This is a genomic window from Nicoliella sp. ESL1149 (assembly GCF_058107265.1).
In genome coordinates, this window is the sequence record NZ_JBYLUE010000002.1 from 810,268 (window position 1) to 829,376 (window position 19,109).

Annotated in this window: 21 protein-coding genes; 18 read left to right on the forward strand and 3 right to left on the reverse strand. The window is 30.7% G+C overall.

Annotated features, from left to right (window positions below):
- The first annotated feature begins 42 nt into the window (after positions 1–42).
- The 12 genes from AC3B6G_RS03925 to AC3B6G_RS03980 all read left to right on the forward strand — a co-directional run bounded on the left by AC3B6G_RS03925 (position 43) and on the right by AC3B6G_RS03980 (position 8,587).
- Positions 43–1,473: a glycoside hydrolase family 68 protein gene (locus AC3B6G_RS03925; RefSeq protein ID WP_489849114.1), complete on the forward strand. Its 1,431-nt coding sequence runs from the start codon at positions 43–45 to the stop codon at positions 1,471–1,473.
- A 15-nt stretch (positions 1,474–1,488) separates the two neighbouring features.
- Complete coding sequence (locus AC3B6G_RS03930) at positions 1,489–2,313, forward strand: zinc metalloprotease (protein WP_489849115.1); 825 nt, start codon at positions 1,489–1,491, stop codon at positions 2,311–2,313.
- Between the two features lie 131 nt (positions 2,314–2,444).
- The gene (locus AC3B6G_RS03935) at positions 2,445–3,062 is read left to right on the forward strand and encodes a hypothetical protein (RefSeq protein ID WP_489849116.1); all 618 of its coding nucleotides are present in this window, start codon (positions 2,445–2,447) and stop codon (positions 3,060–3,062) included.
- 239 nt (positions 3,063–3,301) lie between these two features.
- The gene (locus tag AC3B6G_RS03940) at positions 3,302–4,789 is read left to right on the forward strand and encodes a UvrD-helicase domain-containing protein (protein WP_489849117.1); all 1,488 of its coding nucleotides are present in this window, start codon (positions 3,302–3,304) and stop codon (positions 4,787–4,789) included.
- Entirely contained in the window at positions 4,779–5,438 is a 660-nt protein-coding gene (locus AC3B6G_RS03945; protein ID WP_489849118.1) for a DarT ssDNA thymidine ADP-ribosyltransferase family protein, read from the forward strand. Before AC3B6G_RS03940 ends, AC3B6G_RS03945 begins: the two co-directional genes overlap by 11 nt.
- A 4-nt stretch (positions 5,439–5,442) precedes the next feature.
- A complete protein-coding gene (locus tag AC3B6G_RS03950; RefSeq protein WP_489849119.1) occupies positions 5,443–6,144 on the forward strand; it encodes a DarT1-associated NADAR antitoxin family protein in 702 nt (233 codons plus the stop codon).
- Positions 6,145–6,439: 295 nt separating this feature from the next.
- Positions 6,440–6,643, forward strand: coding sequence for a hypothetical protein (locus AC3B6G_RS03955; protein ID WP_489849120.1), 204 nt, complete (start codon positions 6,440–6,442; stop codon positions 6,641–6,643).
- A 28-nt stretch (positions 6,644–6,671) separates the two neighbouring features.
- Positions 6,672–6,875 carry a hypothetical protein gene (locus AC3B6G_RS03960; protein ID WP_489849121.1) on the forward strand — a complete coding sequence of 68 codons (204 nt, stop codon included), beginning with the start codon at positions 6,672–6,674 and terminating at the stop codon, positions 6,873–6,875.
- Positions 6,876–6,913: 38 nt separating this feature from the next.
- Positions 6,914–7,072, forward strand: coding sequence for a hypothetical protein (locus AC3B6G_RS03965; RefSeq protein WP_489849122.1), 159 nt, complete (start codon positions 6,914–6,916; stop codon positions 7,070–7,072).
- Positions 7,073–7,539: 467 nt separating this feature from the next.
- Complete coding sequence (locus AC3B6G_RS03970; RefSeq protein ID WP_489849123.1) at positions 7,540–7,932, forward strand: hypothetical protein; 393 nt, start codon at positions 7,540–7,542, stop codon at positions 7,930–7,932.
- Positions 7,933–8,046: 114 nt separating this feature from the next.
- Positions 8,047–8,238, forward strand: a complete 192-nt coding sequence (locus AC3B6G_RS03975) for a hypothetical protein (RefSeq protein WP_489849124.1) — start codon at positions 8,047–8,049, stop codon at positions 8,236–8,238.
- 205 nt (positions 8,239–8,443) lie between these two features.
- Complete coding sequence (locus AC3B6G_RS03980) at positions 8,444–8,587, forward strand: hypothetical protein (protein WP_489849125.1); 144 nt, start codon at positions 8,444–8,446, stop codon at positions 8,585–8,587.
- An 84-nt stretch (positions 8,588–8,671) separates the two neighbouring features.
- On the opposite strand, the gene AC3B6G_RS03985 is transcribed toward AC3B6G_RS03980, so the two are convergent.
- Positions 8,672–8,812 carry a hypothetical protein gene (locus AC3B6G_RS03985; RefSeq protein WP_489849126.1) on the reverse strand — a complete coding sequence of 47 codons (141 nt, stop codon included), beginning with the start codon at positions 8,810–8,812 and terminating at the stop codon, positions 8,672–8,674.
- Positions 8,813–9,458: 646 nt separating this feature from the next.
- On the opposite strand from AC3B6G_RS03985, the gene AC3B6G_RS03990 reads away from it, so the two are divergent.
- Both AC3B6G_RS03990 and AC3B6G_RS03995 read left to right on the forward strand, forming a co-directional pair.
- Positions 9,459–10,175 (forward strand): spr1630 family ClpXP-sensitive toxin, encoded by a 717-nt coding sequence (locus AC3B6G_RS03990; RefSeq protein WP_489849127.1) that lies wholly within the window; start codon positions 9,459–9,461, stop codon positions 10,173–10,175.
- A 24-nt stretch (positions 10,176–10,199) separates the two neighbouring features.
- Entirely contained in the window at positions 10,200–11,372 is a 1,173-nt protein-coding gene (locus AC3B6G_RS03995; RefSeq protein WP_489849128.1) for a spr1629 family repressor/antitoxin, read from the forward strand.
- Between the two features lie 312 nt (positions 11,373–11,684).
- On the opposite strand, the gene AC3B6G_RS04000 is transcribed toward AC3B6G_RS03995, so the two are convergent.
- Positions 11,685–11,858: an IS3 family transposase gene (locus tag AC3B6G_RS04000; protein WP_489849129.1), complete on the reverse strand. Its 174-nt coding sequence runs from the start codon at positions 11,856–11,858 to the stop codon at positions 11,685–11,687.
- A gap of 466 nt (positions 11,859–12,324) precedes the next feature.
- On the opposite strand from AC3B6G_RS04000, the gene AC3B6G_RS04005 reads away from it, so the two are divergent.
- The 3 genes from AC3B6G_RS04005 to AC3B6G_RS04015 all read left to right on the forward strand — a co-directional run bounded on the left by AC3B6G_RS04005 (position 12,325) and on the right by AC3B6G_RS04015 (position 16,361).
- On the forward strand, positions 12,325–13,437 hold the full coding sequence (locus AC3B6G_RS04005; protein WP_489849130.1) for a CAP domain-containing protein: 1,113 nt from the start codon (positions 12,325–12,327) through the stop codon (positions 13,435–13,437).
- A gap of 168 nt (positions 13,438–13,605) precedes the next feature.
- Entirely contained in the window at positions 13,606–15,072 is a 1,467-nt protein-coding gene (locus AC3B6G_RS04010) for an ATP-dependent nuclease (protein WP_489849131.1), read from the forward strand.
- A 281-nt stretch (positions 15,073–15,353) separates the two neighbouring features.
- Entirely contained in the window at positions 15,354–16,361 is a 1,008-nt protein-coding gene (locus AC3B6G_RS04015) for a hypothetical protein (RefSeq protein ID WP_489849132.1), read from the forward strand.
- A 131-nt stretch (positions 16,362–16,492) separates the two neighbouring features.
- Here AC3B6G_RS04015 and AC3B6G_RS04020 read toward each other — a convergent pair whose 3' ends face one another.
- The gene (locus AC3B6G_RS04020) at positions 16,493–17,026 is read right to left on the reverse strand and encodes a hypothetical protein (RefSeq protein ID WP_489849133.1); all 534 of its coding nucleotides are present in this window, start codon (positions 17,024–17,026) and stop codon (positions 16,493–16,495) included.
- Positions 17,027–17,340: 314 nt separating this feature from the next.
- Here AC3B6G_RS04020 and AC3B6G_RS04025 point away from each other — a divergent pair, with 314 nt between their 5' ends.
- Entirely contained in the window at positions 17,341–18,990 is a 1,650-nt protein-coding gene (locus AC3B6G_RS04025; RefSeq protein WP_489849134.1) for a hypothetical protein, read from the forward strand.
- Positions 18,991–19,109: the final 119 nt, after the last annotated feature.

Here is a 19,109-nt window from a genome sequence, read left to right on the forward strand (position 1 = left end):
TATGAAAATAACGCCATAAATTCACCGAACGGAGCGAGAATCATGAAATCTTTTTCATTACTGCTTAGTATTTTCTCTGTTGCCACACTATCCCTTTGTGTGACGACCGTAAAAGCAGATTCACAAAGCCTCTATAACAATAGTTATGGAGTTCCGCATTACACGCGCTACGATATGGAACAGATGCTAAAGCCCAGTAATCTAGCTAAACATCAAGAACCATCCGTTAGTGATGTTAATGATATTAAAGACATTCCAGCAGCAAAAGATCAAAATGGAGAACCACTAGAAGTGTGGGATTCATGGCCATTAAAAACTGCTGATGGACAATTAGCGAACTTCAAAGGATATTATGTCACTTTTGCCTTAACAGGAAATCGCAATGTTACTGGATTCGGATTATCCAGTAACATCACCGTTTTTTATCAAAAAATTAGTGATTCTAAAAAGGGGATAGATTCCTGGAAGAGTGCTGGAAACCTTTTGAACAGTAACACTGAAGGAGCAATCAATAACATTGATTTTCAAGACGAGATTGGGGAATGGTCTGGTTCAGCCTTCTTGAAAAAGGATAGCATGATTCGGACTTACTATACTTCATTTAGAAATCAAGATCCGACTCAATCCCTCGCAACGTTCCTAAGTAAGATCAATAAAACGAAAACGGGATTAGTTGTTGATCACAGTCAAACTCAAGATCGTAAGATTATTTTCAGTGGCGATAATAAGTACTATGAAACATACGCTCAAATGATGAGTAATCCTGACCGGACTCCAAATGATGACCATTGCCTGCGTGATCCATATTATGTTCAAGACCATGGGCATCGTTATTTAGTGTTCGAAGCTAATACTGGTCCTCAAAGTGGTCCGGCAGGGCCTGCTTCGCTTTATAATCAAGCCAACCTAGGTGGTGATTCAGCGTTCCAACAATCACAACTGAACCTATTTCAGAATGATTCAAAGATTGCTACGGCATCAGAATATGATAATGCCGCAATCGGCTTAATTGAATTAGATAATAATAATAACGTTAAAAAGGTGTTTAAACCATTGATGGTCTTTAACGCTGTCGATGATGAAACCGAACGACCAGTGATCGTGAAGAGTCAAAAACGGTGGTATCTATTTACCGCAATGCACGGCTGGCACTTAGATTCACCAAACGTTAATCCTGATGATTCCTATTGGCTTGGGTTTAGTTCCAAACAAATTACCAATGGGTATCAAAAAATGAATGGGAATGGGTTAGTCCTTTACTCAGATAGAACAAAGGCTAATAGAGATTATAACTATTCATTTAACACGTTCCAAACTACCAAGAATCCATTTATCATCACAAGTTACGCTAATGATATTGGAAATGCAACCACGGGGCATGCTACCTTTGCACCAAGTATGATGATGGATATTAAAGGGAATCAAGCAACGATTAGAAATAAATTATTACCACAAGGACAACTAGTCAAATAATTAAGGAGCACAAAGATGAACAGTTCAATTAAGAATATATTTAAAAAAGGGTTATTATTCGCCATGCCATTATTAATGGCGGTCTCATTTATTCCGAATCAAGCATCAGCTGATAATGAGGCTGAACCAATGGGGAGTAGTTTTGAATACAGAAATAATACGTTATATACCACCGATGGACCATGGGAAATGAATGATTATACGAAGCAACCATTGGTGCAAAAATTGAATAACGGACGGGATATCTACTATTCAATGGCGGCTAACGATCCTTATAAAAAATACTTTCAAGAAGCCGTTAAACGTTGGAATAATTTAGGGGTCGTTAACCTAGTTCAAGTGGCGCCTAATGATCCAAACTCAGAAATTACGTTAAAGAGTGTCCCTAAAATTACTGATACGGATGCCTTAGGATACACAACTTATGACTATGGGGATGATAGTAATGATTTATCCAACACGGTCGTGCAAATCGATCGGCATTATCTAAATAAGAACTATGGAAATAAGTTCAGTAACTATAATATGCAGGCACTGATTACTTGTGAACATGAAATTGGACATGCCTTAGGCTTTGATCATGATGATCGATACGTAAACATCAAACACAAACTATTTAACTATGACTACTTGGTTTGTTCTAAGAAACAATACACTACTAACAAATTCTCAAAGGCATTTCCCATCATGAGTGGAACCGGTAGCTTTGGAAAGAACTTCGCAATGATGGATTTGAGCCAGTTAGAACAACAGAATCTGGAAGACCATTATAATCTTAAACCAACCAAAAACGTTTCCAGTTACATTACATTGTTACCTGATATGGATACGATAGATTAATATAAAAGCCAACTGTAAATTAACAGTTGGCTTTTATATTGATAAATATCATAAAAAATAAAGTTTTTATTTATTAAATTTTAATTTTAATGTATTATAAAATACATCAAGATTAAAGGAGAAGATAGATTATGAAGAAATTGTTTTTATCATTAGTAGCACTTTGTAGTGTATTCATGTTAGTGAATACTAGTTCTGCTAGTGCCAAGTCAAAGGCGAAAAAAGAAAGTGTTAAGTGGACTCAAGGGGTTCCACCAGAATTAGTTAATAAGGCTTGGATTACTTATTATAAACTACCTAATAAAGATATTAACAGGGTTCAAGAATTTATTGGATTTAAAAATGTGTTATTTGCAAGAGTTGTATATTATGATTCACAACAAGGTAACCCAGAAAATTATTTCGTTAATGCTGTGTTTGATAAGCCTTATTACACTAAAAAGGGTAATACTTATTACATTGCTAACAAGGGAACCTTTAAGAATATGAATTTCAATCTTAACAAGGGCGTATTTGCCAAAGTTCACTTAGATAGTAGTACTAATATTACAGTTTCTTTAAAAGGGCAGATATATAATGACCTCATTGTCTCTGGTAATAAATATATCAAAACTAAGTATACTGATTGGGTAACATTTCCTACTTATACTTATAATGAACAATTAAGTGGCGACTCGTCTAACAATAACCAAACTCAAACTACGCAAGCAACGACATCTGATCAGAATGATCAAGACAGTACTGACTAGTAATTATTTAGGTTAACCATTATTCTAAATGGAATTATAATTTATCAAATAAATGAATAAAAGGGTTCTGTTATCAGCATTTAAAGTTGAGAACAGAACCTTTTCTGTATCATTATTATTAGAAAAATTTCCACATGTAGTTATAAAAAATAGAAAATGGTAATTTAAAAAAGTTGGTTTATTTAAATTTATATTGTTAATATTATAAATAACAGGACTTTAAAAGTGAGGTAATCAACATGGATTTAATTAAGTTGAAAGGTGAACAGTGTAACGTTCTTTATTTAGATCGGTTTTCTAATCAAATCATATTAGGACTTGCTGGAAGTGGAAAATCACTTGAAGCAGTATATCGAACTGCTTGGATTTCAATGAGTACTGATAATAATGATAAGATTGCAATTTTGAGTTATAACAAAAGTGTCTGTACTGATTTAGGGGAAAAAATTAAACGAATCAGTAACAAGGACAACATTATTGTTAGTAGAATCTATAGTTATTGTCAACAAATGATTTCTAAGTATCCAGCCAAACCAGGGACCAAACTAGATGCTTTGTTAAAACAAAAACAGTTTCATAAGAACGCTCAAAATTTATATACAGCTTTAGATACCAAAAACTTTAAAAAACAACTTCATGAAATTATTGCTAACTATGATGATACTAAAACGATTAAACAAAAGAACGAAGATTTCATTGGAAAAGAACTCATCTGGATGTTAGATAATGAGATTCCAAACGATGATGTTAACGTCTATTTATCAGCCTCACGAATTGGAAGAGGAAATGAAAACTTGTCTCCAGATCAACGACTCGGGATGTATGATATCTATCAACAAATGTATCAAAAATTATTTGATGATGATAGATTATTCTTTTTCCAAAATATTTACAGTTATATCCCCGATTTGGATATTCCGGAAGAAGATAAGCTCAAATACATTGTTGTGGATGAAGTTCAAGATTTATCTAAAGCGATGTTCACCGCACTAAGATATTTGAAAAAACAAGATGGTTTTTGGAACGTCTTCGGTGATGAGAACCAAAACATTTTCGGACAAAGGGTTTCTTGGCGGAATGTTTTAGGAATAACCGTTTCTAAAATCATGCGATTGAACGTTAACTATCGAAATAGTCCGCAAATCAATCAATTTACCCAAAACATCTTACAACATATCTACAGTCTTGAAAATTCAAAGGCACCGATTATGCCAGTATCTGGGGTCGTCGAGGATCAAAATACACAAGTTCCCTCAATTATTAACGTAAATAATCTATCATCTTCATTTATGGATGAAGCTAAAAGACTTAGTGATCACCAAGCACTTTTAGTAATCACGATGAACAATGAATCTTATCGTCAATTGAAGGAACAATTTAAAAATAGTGATATTGAACTCTACGATAATCTAAAAGATTATCAAAATAGTAATGCTCCACAAAAAGTATTAATGCAATCAATTAACCAGGTAAAGGGATTAGAGTTCGACAATGTAATCGTTTATACCCTGGATGCTTATAACCCACTTAGTGACCGAATTGATATTTGTAATGAAAATGACCAAACGATCAACTTGTCGAAAATGGATGAGGACGATCAAATAATTCTAGCAAAAAGAATCTATGTAGCTGCTAGTCGAGCTAAAAAGAAATTAGTAATGTATTATCAAAATGAAATTCCAAGTTTCTTAGTTGGAAAGGAGCAACTTGTTAACTATGTTAAATAGTCAGTATGAACAATTCGCATATCAAAGAGGAATCAATCATTTAGTCCACTTCACTAAATCAAGTTGTTTACCATATATTTTTGGAAATAACTCTGAAACGAACGGAATTCTAAGTAGTGACTTAGTTGAAAATGAGTTTGGCAATCAACACGTTTACGATAAAAAACGGTTTGATAATCATCGAAATTATGTTTGTTGCAGTGTTTCCCGAATCAATAATCCTTACTACAGACGTCGGAAGCGCCAACAAGAAATTCGCGGAGACATTTTCTTGCAATGGGCAGTCGTTCTAATTGCACCGCAAATAATTGATGATACGACTAGATTTTGTCAATGTAATGCTGCTACTAAGGGTGGTAGTTTGATCAAGGGTTCTATTGATGGTTTTAAAAAGATGTTTGATGATTCCATTCTGCGTAAATATAGGGGACAATATACTGATAAATTAAGAAAACCAAACACTCCCCTTAACTTCACAACTGATGTTCAAGCTGAAGTGCTGGTTAAGAATAAAGTTAATAAGGATATGATCATGGGAGTGGCTTTTCCACCTGCTTCTGCAGAAGTTGAAAAAGAACGCTTAAAGTTTTGGTCGACCGGTATCAGAGTATACGATTGGAACGATGTTTTTTCTGAGGAGGAATATTAATTCAATGGCGAACCGAGATGTTTACTACATTGATGATGGTGATAATGCTAAAAAGATGAATATCGATTTTAAATGGTATTCTGGCTTTGCTAAAGTCCAGAAGCAACGGTCCATTGATAGTTTGCATGAGGCATTTGAGAATCAATTTCCAAACAAAAAGATTATTGAAATATCTTCTGCATCTAAAAACAATGTTGGAGTCAAGGCAAGTGCTTTTAATTTAAAATTAAAAACCCATCATGGTGTATATACCGTTGAACAACTTTTCCAATCAGGAAAGGTGTATCAAGACAAAGGCTCAATGGAAGAATGTTTAAGATTACCTTCCAATGAAGCCAGAAGGCTTTCTCATTCTGTGAATCGAAACGATAAATTGATTGGCTTTAGATTATTTGGCACTGATTTTCCTCTGGAACCGAAAACATTTTTTTATGATTGGATTTATATGAATGCAATTGCTCAAGACGAGAAGTTAGCAAAAGAACTATTTGAATTCGATGCATTTACAGATATTAACGTGAAACCGAATTACACAATTAACTCCCAAGCAAAGACATGTTCGCTCTTGGTATCATACTTAAGAAAACATGATTGGAAAGCTTTTAAAACAATTGTTAAACAAGACCATTTTACAGAATTTAAAAAAGTATTTTATGGTTTTGGTAATGAAAAAGATGAACAATTAACGTTATTTAATGATAAATAAATTAAAAATAGACGAATTAATTTTCAGAATCTAACTGAAAATCATTCGTCTATTTTTATCTAATTAATAAACCATTATTGCAGAAAACGCTTTAATGGTAGCTTATATCAATGTTTTCTTTTTCGCACTTTTATCTTTACCAATAACGATAATGGTAAAAAAATAAGCAGGCGTTGCTATAATTAAAATTGTTAATTCGATAGGGGGAGTTAATTGAGATTTGATTTCTAAGAGCTAGTGCATTTGGTAATGATAATTCACTATGAACTTGTTTTTGATAAGGAGGGATTATATTATGAACGAAAAAAATGACAAAGAGCAGTATGACAAATATGCTAATAAGAAAACATTTCAGGTAATCATTATTCCGCAGTTAATATGTATTGGAGCATTCCTACTTGGCTTTAATACCCTCCTGCAAATGATATTTTCATTGTGGACGGTTTCTGGTCTTGGCGTCTACTTTAAATATAGATACTTCTACAAAGATAAAGAATAGTTAATTAACTAGCAAAGGAGATCCTAATATGGGAATGAACGATAACGAAACATTCAGAATTATGATGAGCATCTTAAATGATCGCAGAGGATTATTGAACAAAGAATACGACTTCGAAAATTACATCATCGGTCAATTCGTTAATGAACAAAAACAAACTAATCCAAATAATAATCATTCTGACACTAACAAAAATAACAGGTCGAATGAAAAAGTGATTGGATTTAGATAAAAAATTGCTTGTAGAAAAATTAAAAGGAGAGATTAACTATGGGAATGAACGATAACGAAACATTCAGAATTATGATGAATATCTTAAATGATCGCAGAAGATTAGTGGACGCTGAGCTTGATTTCGAGAACTATATTATTAGTCAGTTCGTGAATCAGGATGAACAAACTGATGATAGTCCTAAGCCAAAAAAATAAATATTAACGTTGGGGATTTTATTTTTCTATTCGCGTAGTAATACAAAATTAGAAAGTAAATTAAAAAATAAGGAGTGTCGATTGATCATGGACAATAATGACTTAATGATTTCAAAAATAGCAGTACAACTAAAAAATTATACGATTCTAGGTTTTAACTATATTGAATCTACAAAAGTTTCAACTAATACCTATGTAATAACTTTATGGAAGTAAAGAAATAATGGATAAATTTTGGTAGTTTCTTATTTATGGATTAAAATTGAATAAAGTTTTAAATATGATTATTTATAAATTATTTAAAGTAATAGGTTATCGTAATAAAAATAAATGTTTGAAGTGAAGAGACTCACGTCACATTCCATTTTTTATATCAATAAATATCATAAAAATTAAATCTTTTCTTTATTAAATTTTAATTTTAATGTATTATAAAATACATCAAGATTAAAGGGGGAAGATAGATTATGAAGAAAATTTTATTAGCGATTTTAACAGTATCTGCTTTATTTACTGGAACAGCATTGTTAAGTAACGATGCTAATGCACAAAGCATTAACCAAAGTAATTTATCATACAAGTTGGCGAATGCTCATCATGCAACGGTAACTAAGAAGGTCGTAGCTTATGAATTAAAAAAAGTTCCGAGCTCAAAAGCAGCCACTAAGAAAGCAATTGCAAAGAAAGTTCTTAAACCTGGAACTAAGATTCAAGCTTCTGTTACATCATCTAAGTTTGGTTATACTGGATACAGAACTTGGTCTGTTCAAGGTAAAAACTTAAAAACAACGGGTTACGCTAGCTATTACATCTTTGAACAAGATACGAACTGGCTTAAGTTGGGCAAGAGTTTAATGTAATTTGAATCCATAAAAAATCACACAATTATTTGTGTGATTTTTTTAATTTCATAATGAAAGATTATGAAAAAATTATTTCTATCATTAGTAGCACTTTGCAGTGTATTTTTATTAATGAATACTAATACTGCTAATGCTAAGTCAAAGCACAAGCAAGAAAGCGTTAAGTGGATCCAAGGGTTTCCACCAGAATTAGTTAATAAGTTATGGATCAGTTATTCCAAATTCAATTATAATGCTGATACAAAATACAGAGTACAAGGATTTATGGCAAATAACTTCTTTATTGCGCCTTTTGTTCACTAATATTATTTACAAGGACAACCAGAAGTAATTACCTTATGGGAAGCGTATATAAGCCTCACTATACTAAAAAAGCACCTACTTACATCTACATCGCCAACAAGTGAACTTTTAAGGATATGAAATTTAACCTTAAAAGGGAACCTTCTATAAAGTTCGCTTAGATAGTAGCACTCAAATTTCCGTTTCTGTTGAAGGGCAAGTTAGAATGGACTTAATTAACTCAGATAACAAACAGGTTAACACAACGTTTGATAAATGGGTGGCTTTACCTACTTATACTTATGATGAACAATTATCATATAAGGCTTTTCAAAATAACCAAAATACTCAAAACAATAATGCTGAATAGTTAATTAACAATATTAAACATCCAAAAAGCTTCCAGTTATAAAAACTGGGAGCTTTTTGATTTTAGTTAAAATTATTATGATCACTAATTATTAAGATTATAAATAAATGTTAATGCATTAATTTTGTAATCGCCATTTGAATTGGTCATAACAGCCTTAACATTTTTAATTTTAGCGTTTTGATTGTTACCAGAATCATCAGTAGCTTTGAATTTAATATTCATTTTAACGTTACGTTATCACCAGATGTAGATGTAACAGTAGTTTGAACGTTTTTAATATTAATTTCAATTCCATCAGTGTTTATTTGATATAACTGATTGAAAGTTGAGTTACTACCTCCACAAAAATTAAATTATATTTAAAGAACACGGTTTGACCTGAAAAAGTAATCACATGACTATCAAACTTAATTGAATAGTTGAAAGCATTCGCATCATTCTTAACAGAAACCTTGTATGACTTACCCTTCGTAATATGGTAATTTTAATATTAAAAGTATGTAAAGCTTTCTGATACTTGTAATGAGAACCAGCATTAACGCTAGAAGCTGAAATAGTGTAAGCCTTAACTTAACGATAGTACTACTAAAACTTACTGAAGCAGGAATTGCCAATGATGCAACAGCAAGGGGCAGTAAAAATCCTTTTCTTCATAATTTAAAACTTCTTCCTATATAGAATAAGAATAATTTAATTATAGTTGATGAGGGGGGCTTTGTAGCAAAGCTTTTTGAGAAGTAACGATTATTTTTGATTATATTTTGTTTAAAATTAAATAATAATTAAAGGCATAAAATGATGTCTTTTGCCTTAGTTTAAGAAATAATGTAAAATTACACATACAATTAAAAAATAATAGGAGATTGACATGAAATATTTAACAGATACAATAAAGCAAAAAATTGTTAATGGAATATTAGACGGCGAGAAAAAATATATTGAAGAAAGAGTTCGGGCTCAAAAAGAATTTAAGATTAGTGGAGCATATGCTTGGGTTAGAGGAAATGTAATTGATTCGTTAGTTTTTGATGCATTGAAAGATGAAGACTCTGGAGTTAGATTAAATGTTGCTAAAGCTGGGTATAGTTGGGATTATCTTCAATTAAAAATAAATGATGAAACATTGATAATTATTAAAAACGTTATGTCAATGGATAGAATTTCTGGCAATATTAAAAAAATATCTAAAGATAACTATTTAAATAAGTTTGCTGAAATAAATGATGATTATTTTAAGAATAATAGTAAAAAATTATTCCATCAAACAGAACTTGCATTAGAAGAAATTAAAGAACCAATTGATTCTGTTGAAAATATAAGTAAGTTGAAGACTTTTTATATTGTTACTTATGAACTAGATGAAAATGGTATGGTATCAGCTATTAAATTAACAATGCCAAGGAAGAATGATCTTATGTTAGAAGAGATTGAAGATTTATCAAAACTAATGGATAATCATATTATTGAATACAATGATGAAGAATTGAAAATGGCTAATAAAGAGACGCCTGCTATTCCTGAAGGCCAATTTAGTACTGTTAAATACACAGTTAAAAATAATGAAGAAAATAAAACAAATAACTAGATAATTTTGAAAGGAAGATTTTTCATGAGTTTCTATGGGGAAAACTTAATGAAAATAAGAGAATTACATTGTCTTTCTAGAAAACAATTGGCAGAAAAACTAAATATTTCTGAGCAATCTGTATGGAAGTATGAAAAAGAAAATGTTTTACCTAAAATTGAAATTTTAAACAGCATAAAAAATATGTTTAATGTTAATGTTAAGTACTTTTTGAAGAAGAATGATGTTTTAAATGATATTATTACTTCTGATCATATAGCATATCGATCAAAAGAACATAAATCTGTTAAGAAGAGTAAGTATGAATTACAGTATTTAAACTTTGTTGATTCATTTATTAGGTATTTTGAAATGGATTTAAATGTTCCGGAAGATAAAACTATCGAATTAAGAAAGAATATCTTAAAGTATACCTTTAATGGATTAACTAGTGATTCCATAAAGAAAATAGCAGATTATACTAGAAAATATTTTAATTTGAAGAATAACAATAACCTGATGAGTGTTTTAGAAAACAGCGGAATATATATTTTAGATAAGAGTTATCTTGGAGATAAAGTTGATGCATACAGTAGTATCGATAAAGAAGGTAGATGTTTTATTGTCTTAGGGACTGGAAAGACGACTGCTGTGCGATTAAACTTTGATCTAGCACATGAACTTGGTCATTTACTATTACATCAACACATTGATATGAGTGAATTAGATAAAAACGAATATAAAGAAATAGAGAAAGAAGCTAATGATTTTGCTGCTTACTTTCTATTACCATTGGATGTTTTTAAAAAGGATTTTATGTATATTAATAGGAAGTCAAACCCTCTATCTTATGTTGATTTGAAGAATAAGTATAAAGTTTCAATTGCAGCGATGGAATACTTTGCATACAAACAAGGATTAATTAATTATCAAGAAAATCGTTATTTCTGGGGTAAAATGCATAAAATGGATATTATTAACGTCGAACCATTAGATGATAAAATCGTTCCAACATTACCCGGTAGAGTTAGATCTATGTTTGATGCGATATTTAAAAATAAATTAGTTAGTATTGATTCTTTAGGAGATGTCTTATTTATAAGCACAGATTTCATAATTCATTTATTTAATTTAGATAGTAATTATTTTGATCAATTTAGAGAAGACTATTTTAAAGGATACCAGTTAAAAAGTAATAAAGTTATTAAATTGAAATAAAACCTTTAAAAGATACAGTTAAATTATCAAGTTATGATAATGAATATATATTAACTATGTAATAAATTAATGATATTATCTCACATATAAATAGATAGACGATTGATGGCGTGCCGTTTCTTAACAGTGCGGCACATAGGAATAACCCTTTGATTCCACTATGGATGATCAGTTTTTTTCTAATTTACTATATTATTTTTTGTTTAAAACCAAACGTAGTAAGTATTATTAAATTTAGAAAATAGAAAATAGGATGTTAACAACAAATATGAAGTGCAATGAAAAAGTTAGACATTTTATAAAAGTTAATATTTAGTTTAGACCCAAGGTCTGATTTCGATATTCAATCGGAGTTAGGCCTTTTCTTGTTAATGATATTCTTTCATTGTTGAACCAGTAAACGTATTTCTTGATATATCTTTTTAATTCTTTAATGTCTTTAATCTCTAAATGATTTAAAAACTCATGTTTTAATAGGTTGAACATACTTGTGCATTATCATGACAGTTACCTTTGCGAGACATGGATTGTCTAAAGCCAAGTTTAGAAAGGATGTTCCGATATTGTCCAATCTGATATTGAAAACCTTGATTTGAATGAATAATTGGATGAATTCCGTTCGGAATTCTATTTTTAAAACTTTAAAAGTATCATGAATAAAGCATTATAGTGCCAAGAAGAAAGCTAAAATTGCTAAGTTGATGAAGAAAATCAAGAAAGAAAAGAAACAATACAAGAAAGCCAAGAACAAAAAAGTTCGTCATCTTCTAAACAAGAAGATTATCAAAGATGTTAAAAAAGTTGATAAGTTGATGGATTAAGAAATTTTAAAAAGCGGATATCGATCTCACTTTAAATGGGGTTGATATCCGCTTTTTATTTCGATTAATAATCATTTTAATATAAAGAAATGATATAATTAAGTTTATATTAAGATTAAAGGGAGATATTTATGAAGAAGAAAACCGTTGTGTTATTAAGTTCCACCCTACTTTTAGGGCTTGGAATGGTGATTACGGATACTGGATATACACAAACAGTAGATGCAGATTCTAGTTCTTTAGTCCAACCAGCAAAACTCATACCATCAAAGAACAAGCCTAGTAAAAAGACATCTAATAAAAAGGGCAAAAAGCACACTAAGCATAGTAAAAAGAAACTAAATAAAAAGACAAAGAAACAAACCAAAAAGCAAAAAAAACAGCAGGTTCCTAATGCTCAAACAAGTTCCGATCAAATGTACAATGTTAATGATAGTTTAGATCATAGTATGTTCAATAATTCTAATCTATCAATGAATGGTCAAATTAATGACAGTACATTTAACCCTAATCCATATATTGATAACTATAAAGTGGGACAATATGTTGCATACCATAAATCTAATACTGGAGCAGTTTTAAGTTCATTCCCTACTTCTGAAACTGATATTTCTTCTAATATTAGTGTTAGTAGCAGTGATTTAGGAGGTAATCATAAGATTATTGATGAAAGAATAGCTAGTTGGGGAATTAAGTACTACCTCATCCAATTTAATAATAACGTTCAAGGTTGGGTTACCGGAAGTGATATATCGCCAAACATTCAACAAATGCAATCAAATAATAAAGTATTGCAAGAAATGTCCAGTTCATATAACGATCTAGATAAAGTAAATCAATTTGCCTTTCATTATGTAAATTACATTCGAATTCAACATGGCCTAGCTCCACTTCAATGGAATGACACGTTATCAAATATTGCTCAAAAACGAACCGTTGAATTACAATCTGGGATAAGTCACTTTAACAGTCAAGGAGAAACAGCTTCTGAAAAGGCTAATGAATTAGGATATAGCTATACCCATTTTGCGGAGAATGCCGGTGGTGGATACAACTTTAAAAACATTTATGCTACTGCAATAGATACGATCAATGCATATGTTTATCAAGATGGTCTATCAGAAAACTGGGGTCATCGAGATAACATTCTATATCCTGATGCTAAATATGTTGGAATCAGTATCTTACCAACTACCAATGGTTTTCCAAATAAGTTTACTCAAGCAATGTTGTTTTCTAATTAATGCTAGTTATTATTTAATAAAATAAGAATAAATCTATTATTAGTGAGCGGAATGTAATTAATATTGGTATATTAGTTATCATTCCGATTTTAGTTAATAGTATTTTTTGGGGGGAGTATACCCCTCTAGTTATACATTAAAGATTAATTCAATTAAAAGGGAAAAGCTATGTATATAAAAACAATAGAACTAAAAAATTTTAAGTCATTTTGCGATGATAAACCAACTAAAATAGAGTTTAAAAAGGGTATTAATTATTTTGTTGGTAATAACAATGTTGGTAAAACAACTATTTTTCAAGCCATAGATTTTGTCATTAATAAAAAGAATAAAAATGAAGTTATATCTAAGGGACATGAAAAACAAGAAGTATCAGTTACTTTAGAGATTGCAGATGTTAATGATTTTGAAGATCAGAATCTAAAAAGATATAATTCATATATGGAAAACGGAATTATGACTATTAAAAGATCATCAAAAGAAGAAACGATAAAACAAAATAAAAAAACAGTTAAATTAGATATTAAGAAAATTAGAATTAAAAATTATAAAGAAAATCAATTTGAAAATCCGACTGGAATACCCAATGCAATAACCCGTTTGATAAGTCCACAAATAGTTTATGCTGATACTCATAATGAAGATTATCAAGATTTTGGAACTACTAAAATAATGGGTCAATTAATTCAAAGTAAAACTAAAGAATTTCAAAATAGTGAAGAATTTCAAAATTTTGTCAAAAGTTATAATGAAACATTTGGTGATGAAGGTATTGGTAAAGAACTAGTTACATTACAAAATAAAATAGCAAAAATTGTAACTGAACAGTTTGGAAAATCAAAAGTTAATTTTAATTTTACAAGACCATCAGTCAATGATTTACTAAAAAAGGGTACAATTGAAGTAAGTGAAAATGGAAATACAACATTATTGTCTGAAAAAGGAAATGGATTACAGAGATCTGTAGCATTATCGTTAATACAGATAATGGCTGAAATAAAAGATAATACTTTTAATAATCAATATTTAATCGATGAACCAGAAATATATCTACACCCAAAGGCGCAAGACAGACTTATAAATTCATTGAAGAGATTGTCTACAAATGGAAATCAAATATTTATAACAACGCATTCTCCATACATCATTAGACATTATGATGAAGAAAATGACGCTATTTTTATATTATCTTATGTAAATGGAATTAAGAACATTAAAACAATCGATAATTTGTTATTTAAGAGATCGCCTTCTGTCTCAGAAATAACTTATGAAGCTTTTTCAGTTCCAACGATGGATTTACATCAATTGCTTTTTTCTAAAGTGTATTTAAAATGGTTTGAATTAAATAATGTTAAAAAGATACAAGATTTTGATACACAAGTTCGTGATTATATAGAAGAACAGCAATTAGATAAAGATAAGTATATGTTCCGATTCATTGAAAGATTTAAAACTGGATGGGGTAAAATAGGTATGCATACAATTCCGTATATCATTAGAAACGAATTAGATCATCCAGAAGTAATGGACACTAACGAGTATTTCAACAATAAACCTTACACCGAACAACAACTAAATGATTCAATAAATTTACTAAAAATGATTTATCTCCATTTAGGAATAAAAAGTTAATAATCACTTTTTATTAATGACAAAGTGTCGTCATTACAATCAACTTTAAGCTTATTCTTGAATTTTTTGCTCAATAGTGTATTATGTAATTGTATATTTTAATACCATATCCACGGCATTTTACATTGTCATATTAAGGGCAAATGAGGATTAAGATTCTTGTTACTTTCTATTAATAAAGTAATAGAATTGAAATAAAATAATCCTTGTTTTTATGGCAATATGTTGGTGATTTGTGTTAAGATATTTGTATATCATAGATTAAAGGGAGAGAATATACTATGAAAAAAACTTTATTATATGTTGCTGCCGTTTCAGCTTTAACTGCCGGCGGTTACGTTGCAGTTAACGCTGCAAATACTAATGCTACTACTACTGTTGTTGCTCATGCTGATTCTGATTTTAATTTTGCAAACGTTGTTGCTCATGCTAGTGCAACTGTTTCAAATGCTTCTTCAGCTTCAGCTTCAGCTGAATCTGCATCTAAGGCTATTTCATCAGCCTCAGATGCTGTAGCTGCTGCATTTAATGCAAATACTAGTGATGCTAGCTACTTGCAAAAATCTACTGCTGCTAAGCAAAAGTATGACTCATTAGCTGCTTCTGCTAAAGCTGTAAGTAGTGAAGCTAAATCAGCAGATGATGCTGCAAATGCTGCTTCAAATGCTCTTACATCAGCAACTGCACCTGCAAGTGCACTTACTTCTGTAGCATCAAGTGCTGATGCTGCTTTAACTTCAGCTAAAGCTGAATTAACTGCTTCTGAAGCTGTTTACAATGCAAATCCTACTACTGCTAACTCAGCAGCAGTTGATGCAGCTAAGGCAAAAGTTGATCTTGCTCAATCCGCTGATGACAGTGCTAACAACGCAATGAGTGCTGGTGTTTCATCATTAAACAGTGTTGATGCTGTTGTTAGTCATGTTAAGAGTGAACTTGCATCAAATGAAGCTTCTGCTTCTAATGCTTACAACACTTTACCAGCATACGTTGCTAATGATAGTGCTGTAAAGAGTGCTACTTCTGCTACTACAAGTACTACTTCTAGTGCAAACACTACTCCATCCAGTTCAGCTACTCCTTCAAAGAAGACTACTAGTTCTTCTGCTGTAAAGAAGGCTGAAAAGGCTGTTAAGACTGCTAAGAAGGCCGTAGCTAAGGCTAAGAAGGCTGTTAAGAAGGCTAAGACTTCTAAGGCTAAGAAGGCTGCTAAGAAGACTCTTAAGAAAGACAACGCTAAGTTAAGCAAGGCTAACAAGGCTTTAAAGGCTGCTAAGGCTGCTGCTTAATTTAATCGTTATTAATCTTAACTGATTAGATTAGTGTCTTAATAAAAAAGATCTGACGTTTGTCAGGTCTTTTTTTGTACATATGTTTAAAATAAAAAGCCAAACTATTAGACTAGTTTGACTTGAAATAATTAATCATTGTAATTAATGGTATCGTTAGTTGCAACCCAGCTTGCACTTGGGAACGTTGCTTTTTTAAATTGACCGTAGTAACGCGAACCAACTTGAACGGAAGTGTTCCATTCTTTAAGTGTATTCTTACCTTGCATCTTGATCATGAAGTGATCGGGATACTTTTGGTGATTCAACGTGTTTCCAGAACGGAAGAAATATTTATTCTTACCTGCTTTACGGTATTGAACCTTACTATCGTTATTTTGCATTACTGGTTGTGCGAAGACCTTATCATGGCCATAAATGAATTTAATTGGGACAACTCCGTTCCCGGTGGTGTTACTACCATCTAGCCCCATTTGTTGATTATAGACACTAAAAGTTCCGGTAATACTTTGGCTGGCGGTTAACCATTGACCGTGAATTGCGGCCGGGGTTCCATTATGCCAAGTTGTGTGATGATGTTTCTTAGCAGCATTTGCATTTGTACTAAATAATGGTGTTACTAATAGAGCTGTCATAACAGCTGTGACGATTGTTGATTTCTTCAATATCTTCATCTCCCTAATGTCGATAGTTTAAAATTAGCACGATTTTATCTAATATACAAATTTAAATTTTTAAGACCTTAAGAAAAATTTTAAAAATTATGATATACTTTTCAAGTGAAGATTCGATTAAGAAGTATTGGAGACATAGTATGCGAAGCCCTTTTGAAAGCCTTAAAAGTGATCGACGAAAGTGGAAATGTTTTTTATTTTTCAGTTTCTTTATTCTTTCTTTTTTATATTGTTCCATCTTTATTTTTAATCATGTTATAGTTGGCTCTCCTGATCTATTCTTTCATGTTCAAAGAGTAGCAGGATTGATCGATGCATTTAGATCTGATCATTTTATTCCATCCTTTAATTTTTTTACGATGAATCAAAATGGTAGTGCAGTTTTCACCCTATATCCATATGGAACTTTAATTCCAATTGTGTTATTCTTTTTAATTTTTCCAGTGGGGATTAATACCTTTTATTTCTGTTTTATTCTAATAATGTTTGTAGGAATGTTGATTGCTTATTATTCTTGCTATGCATATACTCAAAAAATTAGTACTAGTTACATATTTGCTATTTTATATACTTCTTCCAATACGATTATTAACTCTATTTTTGGGTCAGGAGAACTAGGGGCTTTTTTATCGATTCTATTTTTACCCGTTGTAATTTTTGGCTTCATGAAATTTCTGCGAAATGCTTCTTGGCGTCAGCTGGCTTGGGGAATGATTCTATTAATTTTTACTCATTTATTAAGTACAATTATTATTGGATTGCTCCTTCTTATTTGGAGCATTTTAAATTATAAAATTATTTTGAAAGCAAATCACAAAATTAATTTATTAAAAGCAATTGGAATTACGGTTCTTGTTACTGGGATTTTTACATTTCCTGCAATTGATTTTTTACGGACTAATATAATAAATAAACCGTTCCAATTTCCATTATATGGAAATAATATTTTTGATATATTAGCTAGTCCATTTACTAATAGTGAAACGACGATTCTTTTTGGTTTTGGTTCTATTTTGGGATTATTCGTAATTGCGTTCATGTTGATTAAAAAAATGAATATCTCTAAAATGGATAAACAAGTATTTTACTTAGCCTTGGGGGTTGTGATCGTTTCAACTAATATGCTATTTTCATGGCTTACGATTACTAATCCTAAAATTCGATTGGTTCAGTTTTCATATCGAATTGATATAATTCCAGAAATTTTATTAACTTATCTAATGGCGCGCTTTTTATCAGTATATTGTAACTATTATTCATTTAAAAAGATTAAGTATTTATCAAAATATAGTCAGGCGACCCTAAGATATAGCACAATTATTTTAATATGTCTTATCTCATTAATATTACAGTTTAAAGCTCAAATCTATTATGTAAATGTGGCTAAATCTTACCATACTTTAACTTCTAACTATATAAAGGGAAACACTGGGGATTTTGTTAATGAACGCTATAAAAAATTTAATTTGGAAAATGCGTATCGAATTGATAATAGTGATCAATTTAAGTATTTAGTAGATTCGCCGTTTTCTCTTCAACAAACTCCTGATTATTATTTGAAGAGTACTTATCCGTATAATGAAATCTTAACTCATCATCAAGCATTATATAATGTAAAAAAACGAATCAATATAAAATTATTAGGCAATGGTCAGTATTACTTCCATTATAGTGGAAAACGAACGATTCAAGAACTTGATTTACCAGTTATTGTTTATAAGGGATTTCAATATACGGATTTGGTCAATGGGGTTCCTAAACCGATCAATGTTAATAATGCTGGTTTGATGTCGTTTTATAATGTTAAACCAGGAACTTATACTGTTAAGATTAATGCGGAACATAATTCAACTTATAAAATTGGCTTTTTATTAACTTTAATTGGGATTATATTAGTGATATTAGATATCTTTAATTATCGAAGCCAAATTAAAGAAAAAAGGAGATTAAGATGATGAAAAAATTGAATAATATTGAAATTAGTTATAATTTCTTTATAGTTATTTTATTTTTGATAATCTCTTTTTTTTGTTGCTGTTTTCTGCTCCTTAGTCATACGATTGATGGAACATCA

Coding starts and splice junctions, on each gene's coding strand:
- AC3B6G_RS03925 (WP_489849114.1), top strand. CDS start 43: ATGAAATCTTTTTCATTACTGCTTAGTATTTTCTCTGTTGCCACACTA.
- AC3B6G_RS03930 (WP_489849115.1), top strand. CDS start 1,489: ATGAACAGTTCAATTAAGAATATATTTAAAAAAGGGTTATTATTCGCC.
- AC3B6G_RS03935 (WP_489849116.1), top strand. CDS start 2,445: ATGAAGAAATTGTTTTTATCATTAGTAGCACTTTGTAGTGTATTCATG.
- AC3B6G_RS03940 (WP_489849117.1), top strand. CDS start 3,302: ATGGATTTAATTAAGTTGAAAGGTGAACAGTGTAACGTTCTTTATTTA.
- AC3B6G_RS03945 (WP_489849118.1), top strand. CDS start 4,779: ATGTTAAATAGTCAGTATGAACAATTCGCATATCAAAGAGGAATCAAT.
- AC3B6G_RS03950 (WP_489849119.1), top strand. CDS start 5,443: ATGGCGAACCGAGATGTTTACTACATTGATGATGGTGATAATGCTAAA.
- AC3B6G_RS03955 (WP_489849120.1), top strand. CDS start 6,440: ATGAACGAAAAAAATGACAAAGAGCAGTATGACAAATATGCTAATAAG.
- AC3B6G_RS03960 (WP_489849121.1), top strand. CDS start 6,672: ATGGGAATGAACGATAACGAAACATTCAGAATTATGATGAGCATCTTA.
- AC3B6G_RS03965 (WP_489849122.1), top strand. CDS start 6,914: ATGGGAATGAACGATAACGAAACATTCAGAATTATGATGAATATCTTA.
- AC3B6G_RS03970 (WP_489849123.1), top strand. CDS start 7,540: ATGAAGAAAATTTTATTAGCGATTTTAACAGTATCTGCTTTATTTACT.
- AC3B6G_RS03975 (WP_489849124.1), top strand. CDS start 8,047: ATGAATACTAATACTGCTAATGCTAAGTCAAAGCACAAGCAAGAAAGC.
- AC3B6G_RS03980 (WP_489849125.1), top strand. CDS start 8,444: ATGGACTTAATTAACTCAGATAACAAACAGGTTAACACAACGTTTGAT.
- AC3B6G_RS03985 (WP_489849126.1), bottom strand. CDS start 8,812: ATGAATATTAAATTCAAAGCTACTGATGATTCTGGTAACAATCAAAAC.
- AC3B6G_RS03990 (WP_489849127.1), top strand. CDS start 9,459: ATGAAATATTTAACAGATACAATAAAGCAAAAAATTGTTAATGGAATA.
- AC3B6G_RS03995 (WP_489849128.1), top strand. CDS start 10,200: ATGAGTTTCTATGGGGAAAACTTAATGAAAATAAGAGAATTACATTGT.
- AC3B6G_RS04000 (WP_489849129.1), bottom strand. CDS start 11,858: ATGTTCAACCTATTAAAACATGAGTTTTTAAATCATTTAGAGATTAAA.
- AC3B6G_RS04005 (WP_489849130.1), top strand. CDS start 12,325: ATGAAGAAGAAAACCGTTGTGTTATTAAGTTCCACCCTACTTTTAGGG.
- AC3B6G_RS04010 (WP_489849131.1), top strand. CDS start 13,606: ATGTATATAAAAACAATAGAACTAAAAAATTTTAAGTCATTTTGCGAT.
- AC3B6G_RS04015 (WP_489849132.1), top strand. CDS start 15,354: ATGAAAAAAACTTTATTATATGTTGCTGCCGTTTCAGCTTTAACTGCC.